Raw genomic sequence first — 26,139 nt, 5'->3', positions numbered from 1 at the left:
GATCATCTCATGGCGACTATGCAATGTGATGTCGTAAGTGTTAAAGAGTCTATTTACTCTGGACAAGTTACGATGTTAATCGCAAAAGGTGCGGGTGGTGAGTTAGGTATTTTACCTGGACATGCACCACTTGTAACTTTACTCCAACCTGGACCGATTCGTGTTCAGTTGGAAAATGGTACGGAAGAAATTGTTTACGTATCTGGCGGTGTGTTAGAAGTTCAACCTCATGTTGTTACGGTACTTGCAGATAGTGCAATCCGTGCAGACAACTTGGATGAAGCTGCAATTATGGAAGCTCGTAAACAAGCTGAACAATTGCTAGCAAATCAAAAGAGTGATTTGGATTCTGCTGCTGCACTTGCTGCGTTGGCTGAAACAGCTGCTCAGCTTGAAACGATCCGTAAAATCAAGAATCGTGCAATGTAATTGCAGATTTAAGATTGAAAAAGCCACCGTCAGGTGGCTTTTTCATTTAGATTGACTTTATGAATCTGACAATTATCACAATTGCCTTTATAAAAAGGTTCAGTAGCAATACGATCAAGAATAGATATTCTTAAAGATATAAGAAAATAATGCTTAGTTTATTTAAACTTTTTTTATTTGGTAATCTGTGCGTGAAGCATAAATTAAGGATATATTTAACAATCTAGCAACTCGCTTAACAATAGTGATCGGAAGTAAGAGCTTGCTGATTTTTCTATATTTGCAATAACGAATAGATCTTATAAAAATTCAATTAGGAAGTATATGTTACCGAGTAATGTCTTAAAGTTGCGTTTAGATCGCATCGAACAACAAGGGCATCATTTATCTGTCAAAGACCAATTGAAGCTGGTAACGCTCACCCAACCTGATTTAACTGCAAATATTTACACACAAATATTTAATCTTACTTTACCCAAGATTTGGAATTTTCGTCATTCCACCAAAGAAGATATTCATTGTGCTTTACGTTTAATTCAATTAATTACAGAGACCTTTATTCCTGTTTATAAGTTCCATGCACAAAAAAATGCATGGCTAGAGCAGTGTTTAGCATTTCGTTTGCAATATTCAGAAGAAAAATTTAGCTCAAATGAAATTCAAACGATTTTGTTGCAGTTATCAGAGTGCAAAGACGGTGAATTAAAACTGAGTGTTTTGAAACAATTGTGTGATGAATACGATATTGTTGAAATCAAATTGAATCTTGCGAAGTTGTATGTGCGTTTGGAAAATTGGCATGCAGCTATAGAAATCTATGATCGTGTCTTCCAGCAACAACCTACACAGCATGAAGATATTCACTACGATTACATTCAAAGTCTGTTAAATCGTAATCATTATTCGAATGAACATGGTCATGGTGATATCGTTGAGGCTTTGGATCGACTAGGAAATCTTGATCAGATTCAACAGCAAAAACTACACGATGAACTGACACGACGAGCTGTAGGCTTATTATTGCCTGAGAATCTCAACTCGCATATTGTGCAATCTCCAAAACCATTTATACATCTTCAGCATAAGCTAAAGTTCGTTGGATACTCTTTAAATCATTGGCTATCGGCTGATGAGTTTGTTGTACCTTATTATAAAAATAGAATTGAACAAGCACCTAAATTGCTCAATAACCAAGAGGTGGTTATGCATTTAGATCGCCATAAAGCAGCAAATGCAGCACTACAGAAAATATTAATTGGGCGAGATTTAAAATTTGTTAGTGGAATTAACGCTGCTAATCATAGTTTAGGATTTATTTGGAATTATTTTCATATCAATCCTTTGGTTTTAGATGCGCTTGTCACTGCTTCAAAGGGTGATCGAGAAGCATTTTATAATTTAAAACAGATTCCAGCGCCTGATTATAATCATGATGCTGCTATGCAGCAGATATCATCTTATTTGGCTAAACAACAAGTAGCATATAACTTGAGTCAGCAGGGACATAGCATTGAGTTTGTAGAGCATTCACATTTAGCTGGATTTGACCTTATTGTGGATGGTACACCGATGCAGGTTAAATGCACGCTTGATAATGAAAAAGTCGAAAAATTTGCGCAGAGCTATCCACATATTGCAATTATCGTGAATATTGAACTGGCTCATTTGCAAGAAAAATACCCATCGGTTTTTTCTGATTTAGCACTTAGTTATGAGTCGGTCCAACGCACTGCTCAGCAAAGCTTACAGCAAGTCGTTGGACGTGAGGATTTTTTACCAATCCCTTTAATGAATACGGGTTTTGCCGTCTATCGTAATTTTAATAAAGTACAAACTAGACAAACAGTACGCCCTTTTCTGCAATACAAATCGTCTAACTCTACTATGAAAAATGGTTTGGCTTTAGGAGCAGCAATCGGTGGGATGGTCTCAGGTTCGATCGGTGCTTTTTTTGTTGGGGGACTAGCGATTTATCGAACTTGGCGTGTTCAGAATAAAGAACAAACCAAATCGGCTCATGAGAAACAACAAATCATTGCTCAAAGAAACCAAGTCATGGATTTGTTGATTGATTTTGCGGAATGGTTTACTCACGACCTACTCAAGTATCGGATTGATTTATATGCTTACCAACTCAGACAAATTGAAATGAAGCTGATGGGACAGATACCTGAGTTGTCTCTTTCTACTTTGTTGTTTGCCTATAAGTTTGAAGCGCATCATCGAGCGGTAAAGTTGTATGAATGGATGCAGCAACAATTGACACATGACAATCCCAAACGCAAAGTTCAAGCAGGTTGGGTGGCATTAGCACAATCAGATCAGTTTATGTCGATTGAGTTGAAGCAACGTCTTAATCAATTGAATACTGTATTAGATCAATATAAAAAGATGACTCACATGGGGCATGATTTTCCAAATCTAAGCAAGCAGAAAGCTAATACTTCAGTCTCTATGCCATCGTATCAGATACAACCCATCAAAATGAGTTATGAGATTTGATGCTGGCGTAATCCTAATTACTCATCATCAAAAAGAGCGCTCTCAAGCGCTCTTTTTGATGTATTTTATTTTGCTAATTCAGCTTCAATTGCATTTACGATGCGTTCATCATCCGCTGTAATATCTGGTGCAAAACGCGCCACAATTTCACCTTTTTTATTTACCAAGAATTTTTCAAAATTCCATAAAACTTCAGGTGGATTGTTTGGCGTTAAACCATAATCAACTAAATCTTTCCACCAAGGACCTTCACCAATACGTTCAGGGATTGCTTGAGTTAGTGTTTGATAGAGTGGATGTTTGTCATCGCCAGCAACGGAGATTTTTGCAAATAAAGGGAAATGAACATCGTAATTTAATGAACAGAATTGCTGAATTTCATCATTACTACCAGGTTCTTGCTCTAAGAAGTTATTTGCTGGAAAACCTAAGATTTCTAAACCTTGATCTTTCTTCGCTTGGTACAGTTTTTCCAAACCTTCATATTGGGGAGTTAAGCCGCATTTAGATGCGACATTGACGATTAAAAGTACTTTACCTTGGTATTGTTCAAGGTCGACTTCCTGACCTTTGATGTCCTTAACAGGAATGTGATAAACCGATTGGCTCATGGAATACGTCCTAATTTGTTGTTGTGACAAGACTTGTTTGTTTTAACTGCTTATTTATCAGAGTGCAATCTTATTCATAGTAATCAATACAAATAATGAGCAAAAGAAGAAAGCTGAATTAGGTAGATGCATTTTTGAGTTGAATAGGTGTTTGTCCTGTATAGCGCTTAAAAAATTCGATAAAACTTGAACTGTGTTGATACCCCAGAGAAAACGCAAGTTGTTTAATGGTCATCCCTTGGCGAATTTGATTGATCGCATAGATGATCTTAGCTCGATTGCGCCATTCTGCTAAAGATAGCTGTAACTCTTGTTGGCTGAGGCGAAACAGATGACGTTCACTGAATGTAAAGTGCTGTAAGATCTGTTGTAGGCTCATATGAAATAATTCAGGATTCGCAAGTTGATCGAGAATCGGAGCTAAGATTGGATGCGTGCTTTGCGGCAAATAATGTGTATATGCTGGAGCTTGTTTTAGTTGATCGAATAACACTTGTAATAAATGTTCAAGATATTCGGGTGCAGGATTTTGCTTTTGTTGCTCTAGAATTTGGATGACCAAGGCGCGAAAAAAAGGTTGAATACTAAAACAGCGGCAGACATCGCCTAATGCATCTCCGAAACGAGGATGAAGTCGGATGCAAATATAATGAATTTCATGTTCAACAGGCAGTGATTGGTGTTCTGTGCGTGGTGGTAGCCATAGCCCATAGCTTGGCGGTGATAAGTAATATTTTCCTTCAATATCAAACTCTAGTGTTCCATTTAAACTAAAATTAAAGTCACCCCAAAGTGAAGAGTGAGGACTAACAACGTCATTCTTTTGATAGAGAAATTCATGCACCTCTATACCAGTTAAGAATGGAAATTGTTGGGTACCGTCAAACTTCATTTGGATTCTCAACTTTTAATTTTCACAAGTGACTTTGGGATTATTTAAGCCTTTGGCTAAAGTAAAAATGCTAATCAAGGCTAAAGCTACAAAGCTAATTACACCATAAATTAAGATATTTTCATTGAAGTGATCAACGACATAACCGCCTAATAATGAGCCAACAGCAATCATGACCTGGAACATGCCAACAAATAGAGGCATTCCTTTTTCAACAGCATTGGGTGCATGAACAAACATCCAAATATTCGCGGAAGTAGGAAAAGCTCCAAAGGCAAAGCCCCAAAGTGCGGTGAGGATGACAGCACCCAGTTCATGCACTGCAAATATAGGGAAGCCAAAGAACACAACTGCAAAGCAGAAACCCACAAAAGCAAGCGTGTAGCGAACATTTAAATTGCCACTATAACCTGCGAATGCATTCCCAAATACACCAGCAATTCCATAAAGTAACAATAGAGAACTGATGGTGGTGCCATCAAAACCTGCGATATTTTTAAAGAAAGGGGCTAAATAACTATAGGCACAGAAATGTGCTAAACCAATCAAGAGTACAATCAACATGCCACTACGTGCTTTGGGTATTCTTAACAGCGCAGGAAGATCACGCAGGTGAATAGCGGATTCAGGATTTAATTTGGGTAAGAAGATGATTTGTAATAAGAGGACGATTAAGCCAATTGCTGCCGTTATTCCAAATGCGCTACGCCATCCGTAGAACTCGCTGAGCCATGTGCCTATAGGAACGCCTAATACCGTTGCAAAGGTTACACCTGCCATGACGACTACGGTTGCCTTAGCGATGGGCAAATGAGCAGGAGCAAGTTTGCCACTCAAAGCAATTGCTGTTGCCCAAAAGCCTCCAATTGCAATTCCTAATACTAACCTGCTCAGTAAGAGGATATTAAAACTCTCAGCAAATGCAGTAATGGTATTTGCTATCACCATAATCGCAGTCAGTAGAATTAAGACATAACGACGATCTAGTTGTTTCACTGATATCGGGAGAAGGGGTGCTGCAAATGCTGCCATGACACCTGGTAGAGTGATAATCAAACCCGCAGTGCCAATAGAAATATTCAGATCAGCTGCAACACTGTTGAGTACGCCTACAGGCAGAAATTCACTGGTCACCAGTGCAAAAGCGCTGATTGCGACTGCGAGAATCGCATACCAACTCCCTTGATTTTTCGTTGATGATGCGCAACTAGATTCGGGAGAGTAAGAGTTTTCCATATAAAATTCCTTTATTGTTAGATGCATAACAATAAAATTTTGGATACTGGTTAAATTTTTATAACGATCGTTATAAAATAAAAATAGATGCGTCAATTAATTTAATAATGATCGTTATGAAAATATCTGTGGCTTTTATGAAAGATACGCATGAATCTCACCTAATGCCTTGTGATAATAGCCTTAAAAAGAAACGTGGTCGCCCAAAGTGTTTTGGGAGCATGGCTTTGAAGCGACATCGATGAGTGATTTAACTCAAGCTTTAGGGTTAACTGCACCCAGTTTATACAGTAGCTTTGGTGATAAGGTGGGACTTTTTTATAAGTGTATCGACTACTATTTGGCTCATGAAGCATGTCCAATTGAAGCGATTTTCTTAGAGGCGAAAACTGCCAAAGTCGCATTTGAATTATTTCTTTATGACAATGTACAACGTTTGGTTCAACCCAATAAACCTACAGGTTGTATGCTTGTCGTTGCTACCATGAATTGTTCTGATCATGCGCAGACAGTGCAGCATACTATTCTTGAAAAGCGCCTGAAGACCAAACAAAAAATGCTTGAGCGTTTAAAACAAGGTGTAGAAAATGGTGACATTGCTCAGTCTACCTCTATACAAGAGATGGCAGATTTCTATGCAACAGTCTTACAAGGATTGACTGTGCAAGCACGAGATGGTGCAACGGTTTAACAACTGCATAAGGTGGTTGAACACGCAATGCGTAGCTGGGATTTATTCTAAATTTGATGTCTAAACAGCGATATAAATGTCTGAAATACGATATTTAAATTGATTTAGACATCTTTCAAAATATTCGCATTACTTAGAAAATGCGGGAAAGTGGATGGGTCAGCTAAGCAAATATCAAAAATGGGTGTTTATCTTACCTCTCATTGCTGTTTTCATTTGGTCATTAAACATTGCGGTGACTCGTTATGTTGCAGATTATATTTCACCTGCCAGTATTAGTTTTTATCGGTGGTTTGTCGCTTTTATTATCCTGACGCCATTCATGCTGCCCAAAGTTTGGCAACAACGTGCTTTGATTCGACCTTTGATTGGACGTTTAGCTGTGCTAAGTGCTTTTGGTATGGTGTTATATCAAGGTCTTTCATATACCGCTGCACATTATACGACGGCGACCAATATGGGCATCGTCAATGCATTTGTTCCCATTTTTACTATATTTATTTCATATTTGATTTTAAAGGATAAACCTAATCGTTTTGCGATCTTTGGTAGTTTATTGTCCTTTGCTGGATTGATCTATGTGATGAGCCAAGGTCAGCTTTCTAGTTTGTTTGCTCAAGGCGGGCATTGGGGAGATGCTGTCATGGTGATTGCGGTAGGATTCTATGCATTTTATGGGGTGTTTCTCAAAAAATGGCAACTCCAGTTACCCTTGATGACCAGTCTATATGTCCAAATAGGGTTTGCATTGTTATATCACGTCCCATTTTTATTATATTTAGGCTTGGATGCGATTGATGCGGAGAATGCCATGAGTGTGCTTTATGCTGGTATGTTTCCATCTTTGATTGCTCCCTTGTTATGGATGGTGGCAGTACAAGTGATTGGCCCAAATCGAACCAGTATTTTTATGAATCTTATGCCTGTATTTACGGCAGTGATAGCCAGTGTTTGGTTAGCTGAACAATGGACAATTTATCACTCGATTGGCGGTATAATGATTCTCATAGGGATTATTTTGGCTCAAAAAAAGACAAAAAAAGTTGTTCAATCACAGTTGGAAACGGCGACTTAGTTGCGCATAAATGAGATGGTTTTGCTTAAAAGAGCAACAAACGAACGTAATTTTTTTATTAACTGTTTATTCTTTCTATATGATTTACAAATATATTTTAAAGGAGTGCCTCATTTGTAATTCTGAAAAAGATCAATAAAAATAAAAATATATTTTTATTGGATCTTTAAAACTGACAAAAAAGGTACGCTTTTCACTTTTTTTGTTAGATAAATAATATATTTGTATAAGATGAATGATTGATCCATAATACTCAACACAGCAAGATGATTCGTTTTAGAATGAATGAGTTGCTTACCAAATTTGCGAACCCTCTGGATGTGATGATACACATCCTTTTTATGCTCAGTTATCCCTATATAACTGAGCTTTTTTTTATCTGCTATTCATGTAATTAAGCGCGAATCACTTCACCTGTTAACGCATTTAGAATACGACTTGGTTCTTGGCTCAAGCCTAATTTACCATCTAGATAATGCAGAGATGAACCAAAATAATCTTGTGCTTCTTCTAAACTTTTTGCTGGAGTTAAGCCTGCGGGATTTGCGCTTGTCGATACGATAAATCCACCAAATGAATCACATAGCTCTACACACAAAGGATGTGTTGTTACACGAACAGCAACCAAAGGGTGTTGTCCTTTAATCCAAGTCGGGATGTGTTGATCGGCTGGAAGTAGCCATGTTGTGGCACGTTCGGTCTCTTGACGATTTGACCAACTAGCAATCACTTGGTTGCGGAGGCTGGATTCTAGGTTCTGTAGTAGATGTTCTACTTGTTCTAGATGCCCAGCTAATAAAATCACGCCTTTTTCAACTGGACGATGTTTTAACTCAAGAATGTCTTGAAATGCTTGTTGATTAAAAGGATCACAGCCCAAACCCCAAACGGCTTCTGTTGGATAGGCGAGGACTTGTCCTTGTTTTAGACAATCAGCGGCTTCGGCAATCGAGTTTGTAATCATGTCTAGGAGGGTACTAACAGAAAAGATTGGCTATAGTTTAATGGATTGGACGACAACGTAAATAGCGACCACCTTGTTGTATGCACAAACCTAGTAACTCTAATTCCATTAATTGAGATGTGATTTCAGAGATTGGTGCTGGATAGCGTTGGCTGAGTAAATCTAAATCCTGTCCAATCCAATCTAAATTCTGATACAAGCTAATCAAATGTGGTGGAAGTGTTGAGTGCTGTTCTACAGCATCTTTAGTGTGTTGTTGGGTCTGCCAATGTGTAGGTAATGCTAAATCTTCAATAATCTGTTCAGGATGATCGACCAAAACAGCCCCTTCACGAATAAGTTGATGACAGCCTTGATGGTATTCACTGTAAATATGACCAGGGATAGCAAATACCATTTTACCTTGATTGGCTGCTTCATTCGCCGTAATCAAAGATCCACTTTTTAGTGCTGCTTCAACCACTAAGACACCTAAACTTAAGCCACTAACAATCCGATTTCGTCGTGGAAAATGTTGTTGTAATGGGAGTGTCGTAGGAAGAAACTCTGTGATGATGGCACCTGATTGAGCAATTTGTTGTGCCAATGGTTTATTTTGAGTGGGATAAACGGTATCTAACCCAGTACCTGTGACAGCGATACTTCGATGATGTGCTAAGCCACCGCGATGAGCAGCTTCATCAATCCCATGTGCAAGACCACTGGTAATATAAAATCCTTTCTCACTAAGGTAATAAGCAAAATCATAAGCCACTTGGCGACCATGTGGACTAGGTTTGCGGCTCCCCACTAATGCAATTTGCGGTTGCAGTAAAGCCTGAAGATGACCTTGACCAAATAATATGGGTGGATGATCTGCATAAGGTATGAGTTGTTTGGGATAGTCAATATCGTGTGGCGTCACGATAAAGTCACAGTGCTTCAAAATCAGTTGAACTATCTGTTCAAATTGTTTTTGACCTTGTGTGCTTTGAAATTCTTCTAAGCGTTTTAGATGGTTTGCATGTAAACCGAGTTGATACCACTCAGAGAATCGGTGGCTTTGTGTTGCTTGTTCACAACTCCCAAAATGTTTCAGAATTTTGTGAAAGCTGGATAGGGAATGTTGAACCAAATACCACACCAACACGGTATGGTAGTGGTGGGGTGATAATTGATTCAACATAGTTTGTTCTTAGTCATCCAAGCGTGGTGGTTGGATGTTTGAACCGACCTTGATTGGTAGTTCACTTTCTAAAACGTAGGCATAGCTGATACGATCAAAACTCTTGAAGATCATCAAGCTACCCACATATTGTCCAGGTAATTTAACTTTCTCTTTAGTTTTTGGATCTTGTACGATCTCACCCTCTTGGTAGGTGCTAAAGACTTGACCAATTTCAACGCCATCAGCAGTACCACGATCAACAGTGACAACACCATTTTTTGCGGCTGTACCAATCGATCCTAATACACGAATCACTTTACCGCCATCGCGTACTTGTTTTGCATCGATAGGATAGAACAAGGTTGGCAACATTGCCTCTTGTTCAAGCATCACGCGATCACCACGACGAACTTCGCCGTTATAGCTATCAGTGAGTTCAACCGTAGTAATGTCGTTTTCATTGCGCACAGCAACACCAGATGCGATTTGAAGTAATTCAACACCTAGGTTATGTTTTTTACCTTGCTCATCAACAACGATGTAAGGTTCACCTTCACGGTAAACGCCATAACGCTGACCATTTTCTAGACCTTGACCACGGACGTAAACACTTTGTCCTTTGCCTGCAAGCACGCGATTGTCAGCTGTGCCTAAGATATAAGGGGTATTCGCAATCGCATCCGCTGGTAATACTGAACTACGTTCTAACCATTGTTGAATATGAGCCAATGGAATAACAGGCACACTATTGTTCAATGCTTCGATACGTACTTGCGGACGTAAAGTTGTTCCACCACCTGTATAACGACGAATAATACCGTCACAGCCGTCACCTTCATCTTTACCGATTAACGGTTTGCCATTCAAACTACAGAGTAGTAAGCGGTCACCTGGATAAATCCAGTGAGGATTCTTAACGTGTTTATTGCTTGCCCAAATTTCTGGCCAGCGCCATGGTTTACTTAAAAACTTGCCTGAGATATCCCAAAGGGTATCGCCTTTTTTCACTACATAGACATGTGGTGCCCCAGCTTTAACAGAGGGTGGGCTAACATTAGGGCTTGCTGCATGCGTTATATTTACCGTCATGCCTAATCCTGCACAGATGGCAACAGCAATCAGTTGTTTTTTTAACCCCAAGGCATGAAATGAGTGTATGCCGTTTAAAACCTTTTTCATTATCATAATTCCTAAAAATTATGTGTGTAGTTGCGCTATAATAACGACTTTACACACAATTTTTTGATCAAGCATTCCCTTCAGTTGGTTTTCTGATCAATGGCATAAATGAGGAACAGTATGGCCTTATTACCTATTTTAAGTTTTCCTGATCCCCGTCTTCGTACCATTGCCAAGCCAGTCGAAGAAGTCACTGATGATATTCGTCAGCTTGCAGCAGATATGTTAGAAACCATGTACGAGGCACCGGGTATAGGTTTAGCGGCAACTCAGGTTGATCATCATATTCAGCTTATTGTCATGGACCTTTCTGAAGAGAAAAATCAACCGATGGTGTTCATTAACCCCAAAGTCACTCCACTGACTCAAGAGACTCAGCCGTACGAAGAAGGCTGTCTCTCTGTGCCTCAAATATACGACAAAGTTGAGCGTCCGTCACGTGTAAAAATTGAAGCAATTAACCTTGATGGTCAAGCATTTGAGTTAGAAGCTGACGAACTTCTCGCAGTTTGTATCCAACATGAAATGGATCACTTAAATGGCAAACTTTTTGTTGATTATTTATCGCCATTAAAACGTCAGCGTGCACGTGAAAAGGTTGAGAAAGTAGTACGCCAGCGTGAAAAAGAGAAAGTTGCCGTGAAGCGCTAAGCTCATCGTTGGTTTTTCGTGATGCCATTATTGTTTCGCAGTGGTTTATTATTCGCATTTACCGCAGTCTGTTTGCAGATTGCGGTCTTTTTGCAGCCTCTACTGCCGAAGCAATATCAAATCGCACCAGTTTGTGAAACGATTACCAAAGCTTTACTGTTACCTCAGGTACAAGCTGAGCACAGTCAATCACAGCATCATGCTCATCATCATTCACATCAACTCGAACAAGCACCTTTATCTACATCTTCGCACGATCATCACGATCCCAATCATCAATGTCAGTACTGTACGGTATATGCCAATTTAGTATTGCCGCCTGATGTGGGTGTCAAAGAAATTTTAGTTCGCGTTCAAGTACGTTTAGTCGCATTTCAGCAAACATTTCATCATGTTTATTTTGCGCTACAACGACTTTTTCTATTGCCACAAGGGCGAGCCCCACCTGTTTTCGCATAAATCAAAGCACTTTTTCTTAGGGTTTGTATGAACTCTAAGCCCGTTTTATTTATGTTTTAAGAGAAGACATCTCATGGCACAGCCTAAATTTTTATTACAACCCTTAACGGTTGCGATTCTTGCTGCCTCAAATTCGAGCTTACTTTGGGCAAATTCTGAAGATTTATCGACTCAGCAACGTGTTGAAGCAAAGCTTGCACCTATTGTTGTGACTGCTCAACAACCGAACCAAAATAATGGTTTAGTCATTGAAGCTGATCCTAAACAACCCATACAACCTGTACCAGCAACTGATGGTGCTGATTATTTGCAAAGCATCTTAGGCTTTAGTGCCATCAAAAATGGTGGAACGAATGGTGATGTTACATTTAGAGGAATGTTTGGTTCTCGGATAAAAATGTTGGTGGATGGAAGTGAGAGTTTAGGTGCTTGTCCACAACGAATGGATGCTCCGACTTCATATATTCAGCCTGAAAGTTTTGACAAAATTACGGTAGTGAAAGGTCCACAAACTGTTCAATACGCAACGCCTGGCTCTGCAGCAACGGTGATTTTTGAGCGCCAACCAGAGAATTTGAGTAAAGATCAGCCTTATCGTGGACAAGCGAGCGTCTTGATCGGTTCATATGGGAGACTCGATCATAATGTAGAGGCTGCGATTGGGGATGAGAGCAAATATGCGCGATTAAATGCTAATCGTTCTGTCTCAAATGATTATCAAGATGGTGATGGTCAGACGGTTCATTCAAATTGGGAGCGCTGGAATGCCGATCTTGCCTTAGGCTGGAAGCCTTCAGAAGATTCTTGGCTAGAGTTTCGTGCGGGTAAAGCAGATGGCGAAGCGGCATATGCAGGTCGTACTATGGATGGTTCGCAATTTAAACGCGAAAGTTTAGCTTTGCATGCCGAACAAAAGAATATCACTGAGGTGATTAAGAAGATTCAAGCACAGATTGATTACAGTTATAACGATCATGTGATGGATAATTTTAGTCTACGCACACCTCCGATGACCACGATGAAAATGCACGGTATGGAGATGACTGTACCGAACAAAATGTCGATTCGCGTTGATCGTCGTACCTTAAATACACGTCTAGCAGTAACAACCGATTGGGACAAATTTAGCGTGATTTCGGGTGTAGACACGCAACAGAATAAGCATGGTGGCGATATGGTGATGTATGCCATGCCGAAGATGAACATGCCTTATGCGGAAGACTTGAAGTTTCAATCTTATGGTGCATTTAGTGAGTGGACTTATGCGATTGATCAAGATCAAAAAGTCGTAGCAGGAGCGCGTGTCGATCAAATCAAAATAGACAATCTTCAAAATGCTAAAAATCGTAAAGATACTGTACCAAGTGGTTTTGTACGCTTGGAAAAGAGTCTCCCAGAACATGGTTTAAAGACTTATCTAGGTTTGGGGTATGTGGAGCGTACACCTGACTTTGGGGAGTTATATAGCACCACGACAGATCATGGTGTAGGTTCCACAGATATGATGGGTAAAACCACATATAAAATGGTGGATAATCTAGACAATCTGAACAATGAACGCACTGCACAATTGGATCTCGGTTTGCAAGCAGAGCATGGTGCATGGAGTACTTGGGCATCAGTTTATGCTGGATTAATCAAAGATTTCATCCTACTTGAATACAATACACCAGATAAAAGAAAACCACTTGCGCGTAATGTTAATGCCACAATTGCTGGGGCAGAGGCTGGGGTAGGTTATCAATTTAATAATCATTTCCAAGCAGATATTTCAGCAATGTATGCGTGGGGTGAAAATAGGTCAGATGATCGTGCTTTGCCACAGATAGCGCCTTTTGAAGCGCATATGAATCTTCGTTATGTGGATGAAAAATATAGTCTAGGATTGTTATGGCGTGCCGTTGCAAAACAGGATCGTATCAGTCTCAATGAAGGGAATGTGGTTGGTTATGATATCAATGAAAGTAAAGCGTTTAATACCTTGGCGATCAATGGAACATATCAATTGACCGATACTGTCGATGTTTCGGTAGGCGTTGATAATCTTTTAGATAAGGCTTACACCGAGCATTTAAATAAAGCAGGCGCTTCGATGTTTGGTTATGCTGCCAATGAGCAATTCAATAATATTGGACGTAATTATTGGATGCGTATGAGTATGAAGTTCTAAGGAATAAAAAAACAAGGTGGGAATTCCACCTTGTTTTATTTTGCAGTTAAGCCAAGCAATCTTGTTTTGGCATCAAACTATCGCAATACAAAGGATTTAAAGCACACTGTAGGTCATCAATTTGTTCTTGGGTCACATAGCCTTTAGCTTTGAGATATTCTGCAACGCGATCATCTCTTAAACTTAAGAATGCTGCATCGTAAACCCCTAAATCTACAAATAAAGCAGCAGTTTCTAAGCTATTAAAATGATCTAAAAATACGTCATTTTCATAGATCAGGAATACATGGTCTAAGTCTGCATTCGCATCGACTTTGAGTCGTTGTGCAAGCTCTAAAGGACGTGTTTTGATAAACAGTAAATCGGTCAATTCATCAAATTGTGATTTATCGAGTTGATGTGTGCCTGTTTTAACGTGCCCTAACCATGCTTTAAAGACGAGAACTGCACCACCACGAAGTAGGATGCTCCACATTTGATGGCGTGTATCGTGATCTAGATGTGCAGATTCATTTTCCAAGGCTTTAACTAGATTCTCTTCTTGCTGAGCTAATTTATCAAAAAGCCCTAAACCTTGTGGATGATATGCAGCTGGTGCAAAAACATCAAAATTCAGTTCGTGAAACACTTTGAGCGCGAGAGGAACAGCCGCTTGATATAGTGTATTTAATGCACGAGTGTGTAGTTCACTGAGCTTGCTTTGTTCGAAAATTTGTTGCCAGTCAAGTTCTGGAAGTAGCGCATTTGCACTGTATTGGCGATAAAATTGTAATGCGGTATGCTCTGAAGTGGCTGTATTGCTATTCATGATCAATGTCCTTTTTGGCGAGAGTAAGAAACCAAAGGATTGATGCATTGGTTTCTTGCAATTTGATCAATTTATGCGTGATTTAAAAAGCAAGTAGAATACGACTAAAGTTGTAGATGTGGATTTTTATGTTATAAAAACAATTAAAATCAATGATATATATAATTGTAAGTAAGTGTACAAACGTTCACTAATGTAAGTGGTTTATTTTGCCATAGTCAACTACTGTTTGAGCATTTTGGTCAATTTTTTAGCAACCAAAATGCTTTTTGTTGATCACTTCTGCCTATATCTAAAAATATTATGCTAGTCGCTGATCATTAATGGGCGTTTGACCCTTCTAACTTAATTTTTGTGCATCGGCATAATTTTTAATCCCGAAAGCCACGAACGCAGACCTGCTGGTTTTAGTGGTTTTTTCAGTAAGACGATATTCTGTTGTTTAAGTTTTTGCGGTAACTCTGGGTCAGAATCCGCAGTGATGAGTGCAACAGGAATGTGGGCAGGGCGATGCTGTTCGATAAAATCGAGTCCACGTTGATCATGATTTAAATGTTGATCAATTAGCCAAACCTGAATATCTTCATGTTGGATCAGCTCTAATGCTTCTGCTGGTTCAGTGGCAGTAAAGATTTGATAACCCCATTTGCTGAGTAAAGTCCGCATACCTTCCAAAATCGTTTCATCATTATCCAAACATAAAACTTTATAAGCCGTATGTTGTAATGCGGTCAGTTGTGGTGAGGCGACTTGAATTTTTGGAGCTTCTGCTAGAGGCACTTCAATCATAAAACAAGAACCTTTACCCAACTCAGAATAAACTTGAACAGAGAAATCTAGTAAGCTCGTCATACGTTGCACAATCGCTAGACCTAAACCAAGTCCTTGTTCACCCCATGGTGAAGTATGTCCACAACGTTCAAACTCTTGGAAAAGTTTTACGCGTTGTTGTTTGTTGATACCAGGTCCTGTATCCCACACACCGATTCGAATATGATTCGGACGTTGAGCTGAACGTAGCACACCCACTACAACACGACCTTGAGCGGTGTAACGTAATGCATTGCTGACAAAATTTTGGATTATTCGTCGCATCCATTGTGGATCAGTGTCTACCCAAAACTTAGTGTCATGCACTTTGAGTTGAATATTGCGTTGAGCTGCGATGGATTTAAATTGCAATTCGAGATCACTTAACAAATCATGTAATGAATATGCTTGGCGCTTCGGTTGAATGGTTCCACCTTCGAGGCGAGCAATATCTAAAAGTGCGGATAACATACTCTCTGCACCATAGAGTGCACGATCTAGCTGTTGTAGGGTGAGTTGATCATCTGGATTATCAATACTTTGCTCAAGTGCGGTACTAAACAGTCGTGCCGCATGCATCGGTTGCAATAAGTCATGGCTTGCAGCAGCCAAGAATCGACTTTTGGATTGATTGGCTTTATCGGCTTGTTCAAGTGCTAATTGCTGTTCTGTCAATGCATCGGCAAGCTGTTGGGTACGATCACGGACTCTTTCTTCTAAAACAGCTTCATTTTCACGGAACGCCGTAATATCTGCGAAAGTCGTGACAAAACCACCACCTTCGATTGGATTGCCACGCATTTGAATCACAAGACCATCTTTACGAATCCGTTCAAATTCATGAGCACTTCCCACTTTCATCCAATGAATACGTTTACGAACATGTTCCTCAACTGGTCCTGGACCACATTCACCACGTTCGGCGTTATAGCGTATAAGATCAGCAATTGGACAGCCGACATAAACTAAATCTTTAGGGTAATCAAACAGTTTTAGATATTGATTGTTCCATGCAACTAAACACATATTTTTATCGACCACACTCACCCCTTGAGTCATGTGATCAATCATGGTCATCAGTAAGTTTTGGTTGAAACGCTGCCATTGTGAGGCTTGGTCTAAGATATTGGCGACTTGACCTAAAGCTAAACCGTTATTGATCAAAGCAGTGGTCAATAATGTTCGTGCCGATGCTGCACCAATGATCCCCGCTAAATATTGTTCAGTAAAACGCCACCACATCCCATTTGCGACATGATTTTCATTTAAAACCACATGATTTTGTTCACAAAATTGCTGGAAGGCTTGGATTGTCGGTTTTTCACCTGTAATTCTTTTCGCGAGAGCGAGTAGGTCACCGACTTTTAATCGTGCGGCATTTTGATGTAAATCACTGAGATCTGTTGAAGTCTGTGCTGAAGGTAGAGGTTTGCTTTCGTAATAAAAGAAACTTTCAGCCTGAATTTGTTCAGCAATACTTGGGCGGTACAAGCGTGAAACCCAAATATACATGGCGATATTTAGTCCTAAAGACCATAAAACACCATGTGTTAATGGAACAAAAGATTCAAAACCCAATAATGCTTCCGGGCGTAAGCTATTAATATCAAAAGGACCAAACAGCAATAAATGTTGAGCAAAATTTTGATAATGCTCAGGAAGACTACGTAAAACTGTTGGGAATAACAGTGTATAGCTCCACATCACAAAGCCAACAATCAGTCCCGCGTATACGCCTTGACGACTAGCTCCTCGCCAGTACAAACCACCAATCAAAGCAGGTGAAAATTGTGCGACTGCACTAAAAGCGAGTAAGCCAAAAACAGATAGTTGGTTAATATCATTGAAAAAATGGAAAAACAAAAAGCCGAGCAGCATGACACCAACGATACTAATCCGACGAGTTAATTTCAAAACACGTGGCAGTTGTTGATCTTGACGAGAAATGATCTTAAATCGCCAAAGTGCAGGCATGATCAAATCATTGCTGAGCATGATTGACAGTGCCACTGATGCAACCAGTAACATTCCTGTAGATGCTGAAAATCCGCCTAGAAATGCCAGTAATGTAAGCCATTCTTGTTGATAACTGAGAGGTAGTGCGAGTACCGCAATATCAGGTGTGCCCAATGATTCAGGCAATGAGTGTAATGCCCAACTTGCGATAGGAATAATCGCGATGATGGTCAAAATCAAATACGCTGCAAACCAACGTCGAGCACCACGGATATGTTTTTCATCGCGTAACTCAACCACTGCAACGTGGAACTGACGAGGCAGACAAATCATGGCTAAACCAGCCAGTAGCGTTTGCACCCAAAAGGTTTCTGGAACGCCAACTTGTTGTAAGTCATGAAAATGTTGACTGACATCGTTGCTGACTTGTTTAATATTTTCAGGCGATTGCAATAAGAAAAATCCTGCAACACAAAGGAGGGCGAATAATTTCACAAAGGATTCAAAGGCAACCGCCAGCATCAAACCGCCATGCTGTTCCGTGTGTGCAATATGTCGTGTTCCGAAAATCATTGCCAAAATAGCCAAAAGGGCTGTCAGCATTAACACACTGTTTGTTGTCGTAGTGACGTGTGCATTTTGTTCTAGAATGACCGATGCACTGAGTGCAATAGCACGTAATTGCAATGCCAAATAAGGAACAATAGCAATGACTGCTAAAATCGTGACGAGTGCAGCCAAACTTCCACTTTTACCGTAACGAGCAGCAACAAAATCGGCAATAGATGAAATGGCATGGTATTGGCGAATACGTCCCAACCGTTTCCAAATATCGTAGCCAAACCAAATAAATAACAAAGGACCCAGATAAATCGGGAGGAAAATAACACCTTCTCGAACAGCAGCGCCTGTAGCACCATAAAACGTCCAAGATGAACAATACACGCCGAGCGTTAGGCTAAACAACAGCATACGACCACGTGGACTCAAGCGGCTAGCGTGTTTTTCACCGAAGAAAGCACAGCCGAAAAGTAGCACGATATAGAGGGCGAGTACCCCGATAATAAGCCAACTGTTCATATTGCCCACGTGTTCAAATTCCATTTTTTATCATACCCGATGCTTCGCTTGCATGATGAGTTGAGATGTGCATTTAGAGACCAAAGTCTAAGTTACGAGTCAAGCATAATCTTGTTAACTTTAATTATGAAAAATCCCATTTGAAAAAGGGGTCCATGGTTGGACACAAAAATAAGGAGTCGGTTATGGATGATTCACAGGTAGAACGAATTCTACGTAATCCAAAGTTTCAAGAGATGGTGAGCAAGAAGCGTACTTTAAGTTGGACATTAACAGCAATCATGTTGTTTATCTACGTCGGCTTTATGCTTTTAGTTGGCTACAACAAAGAATTTCTAGCAAGTTCATTTAGCGGTGGTGTAACAACATGGGGGATGCCTCTTGGTTTGGGCATTATCGTGTTGTCCTTTTTGTTATGTGGTGTGTATTCATATATCGCCAACAATAAATTAGACCGTCTAAATGAAGAGGCTCTCAAGGAAGTTGAGGCGATCACACATGAAAAAGGAATGCACTGAGATGAAAGGGACGTCAATAAAAGCGAAACTCTTCGCTCTCACAAGCTTGGTGAGTTCTGGAATCGCCTACGCTGGACCAGACCTTGGAGCAGCAGAGCAGCAAGCAACCAACTGGCACGCGATCATTATGTTTATGATCTTCGTGGGTTTTACGCTGTTTATTACTAAATGGGCAGCAAAACAGACAACAAATGCTAGTGATTTCTATACGGCAGGCGGTGGTATCAGCGGTTTCCAAAATGGTTTGGCGATTGCGGGTGACTATATGTCGGCAGCATCGTTCTTGGGTATTTCCGCACTTGTTTTCAGTTCAGGTTTTGATGGCTTACTCTACTCACTTGGTTTCATGGTGGGTTGGCCAATTGTATTATTCTTAGTTGCAGAGCGTTTACGTAACTTGGGTAAATACAATTTATCTGACGTGGTTTCTTTCCGCTTAGATGAGAAGCCAGTCCGTACCTTAGCAGCATTTAGTTCATTGGTTGTTGTTGCATTCTATTTGATTGCTCAAATGGTGGGTGCAGGTCAGTTAATCAAATTATTGTTTGGTCTGAACTATAACATCGCTGTTGTGATCGTTGGCTTACTGATGATGGCATACGTAATCTTCGGTGGTATGTTGGCGACCACTTGGGTACAAATCATCAAAGCGGTGATGTTACTCAGTGGTGCGACTTTCATGGCATTTATGGTAATGAAGGCCGTTGGATTTAGTTTCACGAATATGTTTAACCAAGCGATTGGTGTTTATAGCCAAGCGCATGGTATGAGCTGGGAAGAGGCTGCAAAAATCATGGGGCCAGGCAAACTCGCTGCAAACCCAATTGATGCACTGTCATTAGGTCTTGCTTTGATGTTTGGTACTGCTGGTTTACCACATATCTTAATGCGTTTCTTCACAGTTAAAGATGCAAAAGAAGCACGTAAGTCTGTAGTTGTTGCAACTGGTTTTATTGGTTACTTCTATCTTTTAACTTTCATCATTGGTTTCGGTGCAATCTTGTTTGTTGCAAACAACCCTCAATTCCTTGATGTTGCAAAAGCTGCTATGACCGGAAAATTAGAGTTGGTCGGCGGTAACAACATGGCTGCGGTTCACCTTAGTGATGCTGTGGGTGGTGACCTATTCATGGGCTTCATCTCAGCAGTGGCTTTCGCAACAATCTTGGCGGTTGTTGCTGGTTTGACACTCTCAGGTGCTTCTGCAATTTCTCATGACCTTTATGCAAACGTATTCAAAAAAGGTAAAACGACTCCACAATCAGAATTGCGTATGTCTAAAATTGCAACTTTAGGCTTAGCAATCTTTGCAATGATCTTGGGGATTTTGTTCGAGAAACAAAACGTTGCCTTCATGGTTGGTTTAGCATTCTCTGTAGCATGTTGTGCAAACTTCCCAGTCCTTGTTTTATCAATGTTCTGGAAAGGCTTAACGACTCGTGGTGCGGTTATCGGTGGTGTTGTTGGTTTAGTTGGTGCAGTGACTCTGATTATCTTATCAAAAGCAGTTTGGGTAGATACGCTTGCGATCTCAGAAACAGCACCAAACCCATTTAATGGTCCTGCATTATTTGCTATGCCACTATCGTTCTTATGCTGCTGGTTCTTCTCTGTAACAGACAAGTCAGCACGCGCTCAAAAAGAACGCAAAGCATTCGACGCACAGTTTGTTCGCTCACAAACAGGTATTGGAATCTCAGGTGCATCTGATCACTAAGTAGATTCTACGCTTTATTAAAAAGCCCTCATCATTGAGGGCTTTTTAATTGCTAATGCATACTGGCCAGTTGTTGTGCTTGATTGCGATAAAGAGACAAGCCAAGTTTTTGCAGATGGCGTCCATTAAGTTCAAGAAACTGATTCAATCGTGGAATATGTTTAGCACCTGAGTAAAGTGCCAAGTTTCGGCCAATCAAATAATAGGCAAACCAAGAGGCTGACTGAGGGGTTAAGCCCAACAATTTCATCTTCTTACGTCCTATAAAGAACTGAGTCAGTTCTAAGTGTTGTTTATATGCCAATTTTTGTTGAAAAGAGCGTAAATAACGATATTTTCGTTCAAAAGGTTCTTTGGAAAGACTTGAGCCAAGTGAAATACTACTTGCATCCGATTTTGGATGCGCGAATTGCATCCAGTAGATGAGTTTCCATCCTTCAGATTCCTGATCCACCAACCATTTTTCCTCAATTCCCATCAACCAACCTGCATATTTCCAAAAGTGTAAAAAGCTGTCGACTTCCTCAGCACTTGGAAAGATACCTAAGGCTCGAATTCCTAATAGCACCACCCCACTAAAGGCAATATTCGTCATGGCTTGATCATATTGATTAATTGGTAAGCCCCATGTTTCAGCATCCCATTTTTCTGATTTTTGTAGCTGATGCCGTACTAAAGAATGAATGAAACGAACATAAATTGTGGAACAAAAGCCCTTGTTATAACGTTCAAAGCCCTCTTTCTCTGTGATATCAACCCACCATTTTGTGGTTTCTGCAAGGCGCGTAGCTGCTTGTTTTTTTAATGCACCTGTGAGGATTAGCGGTTGGTTAAAACCAGGATACATATAGCCCGCCATTAAAGAGAGATCTCTAAGAATCAGACCATTATTTGCTCCCAATCGATAAGTGAATTGCAGAGCTTTATCTATTTTGACTTGGTCATACCAAGTGGGTTTTCGTTCAACTAAGCTAAAAAATTGTGTCAGTTCAGGAACGTCATGAGGCAGTTTATCTAAACCTTCATATAACGCCGTCTCAAAGTATTTTCGATGAAGTTTCGGATTTTGTAATACCCATCGCATCACTTGATCCATCGGCTCATCACCTGCTTGAAGCGCTTCATTGAGTTGTAAATATTCAGCATAGCTTGGTTGTAGATGTTGATTGGTCATATAACCCAAGATTTTGGTTTTTAAATTGGACTGCACCATAGTTTCAAATGCAGCTAAACGACTTGGCTTAGGGATGCTTAGCATTGCAAAACACCTTTGATTGTTATTTAATCAAAGCATAATATGAATATTTATTCGCATTCAATTCGCATTTCAACAGAGCATCTTGATGAGAAAACGCCCACAACAACAACGCGCCAAAATGATCGTTGAAAGTATTTTGGAAGGTACGCAAAAATGCATTTCTGAACAGGGGATTCTGCAACTCACAACACCAAAAATTTCAGAAAAATCAGGTGTAAGCGTTGGTTCGATTTATCAATACTTTGAAAATAAAGATCAAATTGTTTCTGAACTGCTGTTAAGAAAAAGTGAAAATTTAGGACAAGCACTGAAACAGCTGGTGATGCTTCAACAACAGACTGCGATTCAAGATATCATCAGATTGAGTATTGCATTTGGTTTTGAGTCCCTAAAATCCGATCAAGGTTTTTTCATCGAAATTTTAAAAAACTGGCATGCTTATAGTGATTCAGATGCAGCGCAAGTTTTGGAACAGCATTTTTTAGAAATTGGGATGTATTTATTTGGGCGTTATTATCCGCATTGGGATTTTGAAACTTTAAAACATAAGTCCTTTGTGATTATTAATAGTACATTATTTACAATGATGCGTTATGCCAGTAAGAATACGTTTTTAATCGAAGAACAACGCTTACAACAAGAACTCACCAATATGATTATTTCTTATTTAGATGCCATATCATGAGTTCAGAAAAACAATAATTTGGACATGGAAAAGCAATGCAAACAATAAAACAGTTTTGGAATGGATTTAGATTGTTGCCATCAGCTTGGCTCTTATTGGTGCAATTGGCTTTATTAATTTTAGCCACAATCACTTATGATGATAGTGCCTATCGTGCATTAACATGGTCATTAGGTGTTTTAGCCTTACTTATTATTGCAAAAGTCATTCGACAAACCCCAGTATTTGCATTTTGGGGACTGTTCTTTGTCAGTGGCGCATTTATATTTTCTATTTTGATCTTTGTAGGTTTTGACAATCATACAATACAGATTACGGCATACAGTTTTGAAGCCTTAGCCTATTTTTATGCAGCGTATGGTTTACTAAGGTATATGTTTTCAGATCGTTATCTCACAAAAGACGAATTATTTGCGGCTGGTGCCGTATTTACTTTGATCGCTTGGGCATTCGCTTTTTTATATAGTATTTGTCAGATTATTTTGCCGAATAGTTTTCAAAATCCAAACCATCCTGAAGCCTTACAACGTTGGTTAGACCTACTCTTTTTGAGTTTTAGTTTGCAATCAGCCACAGGGTTATCTGATCTTATGCCACTCAGTCCAGCCGCTCGAGTATTAACCATGCTACAGATGTTTGGTGGTGTGATGTATTTTGCAGTGATTGTTTCGAGATTAATTGCGCTGCAATATATTCCTCATGCACCGAAAAATTCACAAGATTAATCTTTAATCCTGTTACAGCATTACAACTGCGTTATTTTTCACGTTTTATATACTTTTGTTTGAGTTTTTCTTGTTTTGAACTCGCTTTTGTTCACATTAAGTGAATGTCTTATTTGACCTATAGGTCTGTCATGATCATTAAAATAATATGGGTGAATTATGTCTTCCAAGACTCCTTCGCAGTTTGCGAATGTGAATCCAAATGTGTTTTTTAGCACAGTCATTATTATCGCAATTTTCTTAGCAATTGTGATAATTGCCCCAAGCTCGTTTGAGTTTTTAACTCAACAACTGAAACAGTGGATCACTGATTCGTTTAGTTGGTTCTATGTATTATCAGTCGCCGTTTTCCTTATTCTACTGATTTACATCGCCTGTTCGGACAGTGGGAAAATCAAACTCGGACCTGATCACAGCCAGCCTGAATATAAAAATGGTTCGTGGTTTGCCATGCTATTTACGGCAGGCATGGGGATTGGTTTGATGTTTTTTGGTGTGGCTGAACCTGTCATGCACTATGTCAGTCCGCCGAGTGGTGATCCTGAAAGTGTCGCTTCAGCTCAACAAGCATTAAGAATTACCTTTTTCCATTGGGGGCTACATGCATGGGCAATTTATGCCTTGGTGGGTTTAGCTCTAGCGTATTTTGCGTATCGACATAATTTGCCTTTAAAAACACGTTCAGCGCTTTATCCTATTATCGGTGAACGGATTTATGGTCCTTTGGGCGATAGTATTGATACTTTTGCAACGATTGGAACTGTATTCGGTGTCGCGACTTCATTGGGTTTTGGAGTAACGCAAATTAATTCAGGTTTGCATTATTTATTTGGGATAGAACAAAGCACAAATATCCAAGTTGGACTTATTATATTTGTCAGTATTTTGGCATCTTTATCTGTTTTTCTAGGACTCGATAAAGGCGTGAAACGCCTTTCTGAATTAAATCTAATTCTCGCTTTAACCCTTCTTGCTTTTGTATTTATTGCAGGGCCGAGTATCTATCTGTTACAGACCACGATTCAAAATACAGGTTCTTACATCTCAAATTTATTTGCGATGACTTTTAATCTTTATGCCTATCAACCCAATGGTTGGATTGGAGGATGGACAATTCTTTATTGGGCATGGTGGATTTCATGGTCTCCATTCGTGGGAATGTTTATCGCACGAGTATCAAGAGGACGAACAATTCGTGAGTTTATTGTTGGTGTATTACTGATTCCTACAGGCTTTACTATTATTTGGATGGGCTTTTTAGGAAATGCGGCACTTTTTAGCATCATGCAAGAAAGCAATACCAATTTAATTCAGGCGGTACAGTTAGACTCTTCGGTCGCATTATTCGAATTTTTAAATCATCTTCCATTCTCAGGAGTTTTAAGTTCTGTTGCCACGCTTTTAGTGATACTTTTTTTCGTTACCTCAGCTGATTCGGGTGCATTGGTGACGGATTATCTCACCTCAAAAACCGAAAATTCACCAACTTGGCAACGTTTGTTTTGGACTATCTTGATGGCGCTATTGGCGATTACGCTTTTACTCGTCGGTGGTCTAGCCGCATTACAGTCATCCATTATTATGAGTGCATTGCCTTTTACGATTGTGATGTTGTTGATGAGTTGGGGGCTTTTAAAAGCATTGAATTTGGATGTAACAAAAACTCGAGCTATCCAAGAGGCACGTATCACACCACGCGCAATCAACAACCCACGAAGTTGGCAGCAACGTTTAGGATTGATTATGCATTATCCACATACAGAACAAGAGGTGAGAAACTATATTGCTAATGATGTTCGTAAAGCCTTTGAAAGCATTCAACGAGAACTCAAACGTCGACATTTAGAAGTTGACATTCAAGAGGCTGAACAGGGTTTGCAGCTACATGTTGACCATCAGCATGAAATTAACTTTATTTATAAAGTCGTATCACATGCAACGCTTCCACCGAGTTTTATGCTCGGTCGATCTGAGATCGATGATTCTTCATATTTCCAAGCCGAAGTGTTTTTACGAGAGGGTGGTCAAAACTATGATGTAATGGATTGGACGCAAGAAGATTTAATTCAGGACATTATTGATCAGTATGAACGACATCTTTATTTCTTAAATATTGTACGAACGACAACTTCCTAACCCTCAAAAATAATTTCCTGAGAGACTAAAATAACGGCTTCAAAGTAATTGAAGCCGTTATTTTATTTTGAATGAATTAAATTTGAGCATTATTGAACTTTAAGAAATATTTTCTAACTCAGGATGTTGTCTAAAATACAGGCTAAATATAAAAATAGAGCTAGTTTTCTGTAGATAATTAAAACAAATTTTTAATAAAATTATTAAATTACAGCAACTTATGTTGTAAAATTCGTTTTTCTTGTAATTAATAAATTTTAAATTATATAAATCAGTAGATTAGATAAGTTAAAGTTTAAAAATAAAACAACCAAATAATTAAATTTTTAAAATCGCTTGCAAGCGATTAGAAATGCTGTAGAATGCACATCCATCGGCGGTGATGCGGATAAAAACTTGTTGATAAACAAGGATTTGGCTAAAGTGGTTAGATTCTTGTG

20 protein-coding genes and 1 pseudogene are annotated in these 26,139 nt (G+C 39.5%); 12 read left to right on the top strand and 9 right to left on the bottom strand.

Translation table 11 applies throughout. The annotated features are described in order from the left end of the window. Nucleotides 1-9 precede the first annotated feature (9 nt). Together IRT38_RS01990 and IRT38_RS01985 are read left to right on the top strand one after the other, a co-directional pair. Nucleotides 10-429 carry a F0F1 ATP synthase subunit epsilon gene (locus tag IRT38_RS01990; protein WP_004905537.1) on the top strand — a complete coding sequence of 140 codons (420 nt, stop codon included), beginning with the start codon at nt 10-12 and terminating at the stop codon, nt 427-429. Between the two features lie 324 nt (nt 430-753). Continuing rightward, entirely contained in the window at nt 754-2,931 is a 2,178-nt protein-coding gene (locus IRT38_RS01985) for a hypothetical protein (RefSeq protein ID WP_194596822.1), read from the top strand. A gap of 65 nt (nt 2,932-2,996) precedes the next feature. Here IRT38_RS01985 and IRT38_RS01980 read toward each other — a convergent pair whose 3' ends face one another. The 3 genes from IRT38_RS01980 to IRT38_RS01970 form a co-directional block, all read right to left on the bottom strand. Next, the gene (locus IRT38_RS01980) at nt 2,997-3,542 is read right to left on the bottom strand and encodes a glutathione peroxidase (RefSeq protein WP_004905532.1); all 546 of its coding nucleotides are present in this window, start codon (nt 3,540-3,542) and stop codon (nt 2,997-2,999) included. Between the two features lie 118 nt (nt 3,543-3,660). Further along, entirely contained in the window at nt 3,661-4,434 is a 774-nt protein-coding gene (locus tag IRT38_RS01975; protein ID WP_125299865.1) for a helix-turn-helix transcriptional regulator, read from the bottom strand. 15 nt (nt 4,435-4,449) lie between these two features. Next, nucleotides 4,450-5,670 (bottom strand): MFS transporter, encoded by a 1,221-nt coding sequence (locus IRT38_RS01970; RefSeq protein WP_194596820.1) that lies wholly within the window; start codon nt 5,668-5,670, stop codon nt 4,450-4,452. Between the two features lie 116 nt (nt 5,671-5,786). On the opposite strand from IRT38_RS01970, the pseudogene IRT38_RS01965 reads away from it, so the two are divergent. Both IRT38_RS01965 and IRT38_RS01960 read left to right on the top strand, forming a co-directional pair. Further along, nucleotides 5,787-6,361, top strand: a pseudogene (locus tag IRT38_RS01965) (TetR/AcrR family transcriptional regulator). A 154-nt stretch (nt 6,362-6,515) separates the two neighbouring features. Beyond that, a complete protein-coding gene (locus IRT38_RS01960) occupies nt 6,516-7,436 on the top strand; it encodes a DMT family transporter (protein WP_194596818.1) in 921 nt (306 codons plus the stop codon). Nucleotides 7,437-7,830: 394 nt separating this feature from the next. On the opposite strand, the gene IRT38_RS01955 is transcribed toward IRT38_RS01960, so the two are convergent. From IRT38_RS01955 to IRT38_RS01945, 3 genes are read right to left on the bottom strand one after another with little or no spacing between them, the layout of a single operon-like run. Next, nucleotides 7,831-8,400 (bottom strand): L-threonylcarbamoyladenylate synthase, encoded by a 570-nt coding sequence (locus IRT38_RS01955; protein ID WP_130576292.1) that lies wholly within the window; start codon nt 8,398-8,400, stop codon nt 7,831-7,833. Between the two features lie 37 nt (nt 8,401-8,437). After that, complete coding sequence (gene dprA, locus IRT38_RS01950) at nt 8,438-9,565, bottom strand: DNA-processing protein DprA (RefSeq protein WP_151825892.1); 1,128 nt, start codon at nt 9,563-9,565, stop codon at nt 8,438-8,440. 9 nt (nt 9,566-9,574) lie between these two features. Further along, nucleotides 9,575-10,726 carry a LysM peptidoglycan-binding domain-containing protein gene (locus IRT38_RS01945; RefSeq protein WP_194596817.1) on the bottom strand — a complete coding sequence of 384 codons (1,152 nt, stop codon included), beginning with the start codon at nt 10,724-10,726 and terminating at the stop codon, nt 9,575-9,577. Between the two features lie 120 nt (nt 10,727-10,846). Between IRT38_RS01945 and def the strand changes: the two genes are divergently transcribed. From def to IRT38_RS01930, 3 genes are all read left to right on the top strand, one after another. Next, nucleotides 10,847-11,377: a peptide deformylase gene (def, locus tag IRT38_RS01940; RefSeq protein WP_004905508.1), complete on the top strand. Its 531-nt coding sequence runs from the start codon at nt 10,847-10,849 to the stop codon at nt 11,375-11,377. Between the two features lie 21 nt (nt 11,378-11,398). Further along, nucleotides 11,399-11,836, top strand: a complete 438-nt coding sequence (locus tag IRT38_RS01935) for a DUF2946 family protein (protein ID WP_042892177.1) — start codon at nt 11,399-11,401, stop codon at nt 11,834-11,836. A 73-nt stretch (nt 11,837-11,909) separates the two neighbouring features. Continuing rightward, complete coding sequence (locus tag IRT38_RS01930) at nt 11,910-14,006, top strand: TonB-dependent copper receptor (RefSeq protein ID WP_194596815.1); 2,097 nt, start codon at nt 11,910-11,912, stop codon at nt 14,004-14,006. A 46-nt stretch (nt 14,007-14,052) separates the two neighbouring features. Here the strand turns inward: IRT38_RS01930 and IRT38_RS01925 are convergent, their stop codons facing one another. Further along, on the bottom strand, nt 14,053-14,814 hold the full coding sequence (locus IRT38_RS01925; protein ID WP_194596814.1) for a hypothetical protein: 762 nt from the start codon (nt 14,812-14,814) through the stop codon (nt 14,053-14,055). A gap of 345 nt (nt 14,815-15,159) precedes the next feature. After that, entirely contained in the window at nt 15,160-18,660 is a 3,501-nt protein-coding gene (locus tag IRT38_RS01920) for a PAS domain-containing hybrid sensor histidine kinase/response regulator (RefSeq protein ID WP_194596812.1), read from the bottom strand. Nucleotides 18,661-18,845: 185 nt separating this feature from the next. Between IRT38_RS01920 and IRT38_RS01915 the strand changes: the two genes are divergently transcribed. After that, nucleotides 18,846-19,178, top strand: coding sequence for a DUF485 domain-containing protein (locus IRT38_RS01915; RefSeq protein WP_004956538.1), 333 nt, complete (start codon nt 18,846-18,848; stop codon nt 19,176-19,178). A 1-nt stretch (nt 19,179) separates the two neighbouring features. After that, on the top strand, nt 19,180-20,895 hold the full coding sequence (locus tag IRT38_RS01910) for a cation acetate symporter (RefSeq protein WP_004905491.1): 1,716 nt from the start codon (nt 19,180-19,182) through the stop codon (nt 20,893-20,895). A 52-nt stretch (nt 20,896-20,947) separates the two neighbouring features. Here IRT38_RS01910 and IRT38_RS01905 read toward each other — a convergent pair whose 3' ends face one another. Next, nucleotides 20,948-22,153, bottom strand: a complete 1,206-nt coding sequence (locus IRT38_RS01905) for an oxygenase MpaB family protein (RefSeq protein ID WP_151814616.1) — start codon at nt 22,151-22,153, stop codon at nt 20,948-20,950. Nucleotides 22,154-22,238: 85 nt separating this feature from the next. Between IRT38_RS01905 and IRT38_RS01900 the strand changes: the two genes are divergently transcribed. The 3 genes from IRT38_RS01900 (at nt 22,239) to IRT38_RS01890 (ending at nt 25,699) form a co-directional block, all read left to right on the top strand. After that, nucleotides 22,239-22,838 (top strand): TetR/AcrR family transcriptional regulator, encoded by a 600-nt coding sequence (locus IRT38_RS01900; protein WP_004905488.1) that lies wholly within the window; start codon nt 22,239-22,241, stop codon nt 22,836-22,838. Nucleotides 22,839-22,873: 35 nt separating this feature from the next. Further along, on the top strand, nt 22,874-23,563 hold the full coding sequence (locus IRT38_RS01895; protein ID WP_004956532.1) for an ion channel: 690 nt from the start codon (nt 22,874-22,876) through the stop codon (nt 23,561-23,563). Between the two features lie 159 nt (nt 23,564-23,722). After that, nucleotides 23,723-25,699: a BCCT family transporter gene (locus tag IRT38_RS01890; protein WP_194596810.1), complete on the top strand. Its 1,977-nt coding sequence runs from the start codon at nt 23,723-23,725 to the stop codon at nt 25,697-25,699. Nucleotides 25,700-26,139 lie beyond the last annotated feature (440 nt).

Source organism: Acinetobacter sp. SK-43 (genome assembly GCF_015351505.1).
GTDB classification, from domain to species: Bacteria; Pseudomonadota; Gammaproteobacteria; order Pseudomonadales; family Moraxellaceae; genus Acinetobacter; species Acinetobacter junii.
This window is presented reverse-complemented; position numbering and strand designations above follow the sequence as displayed.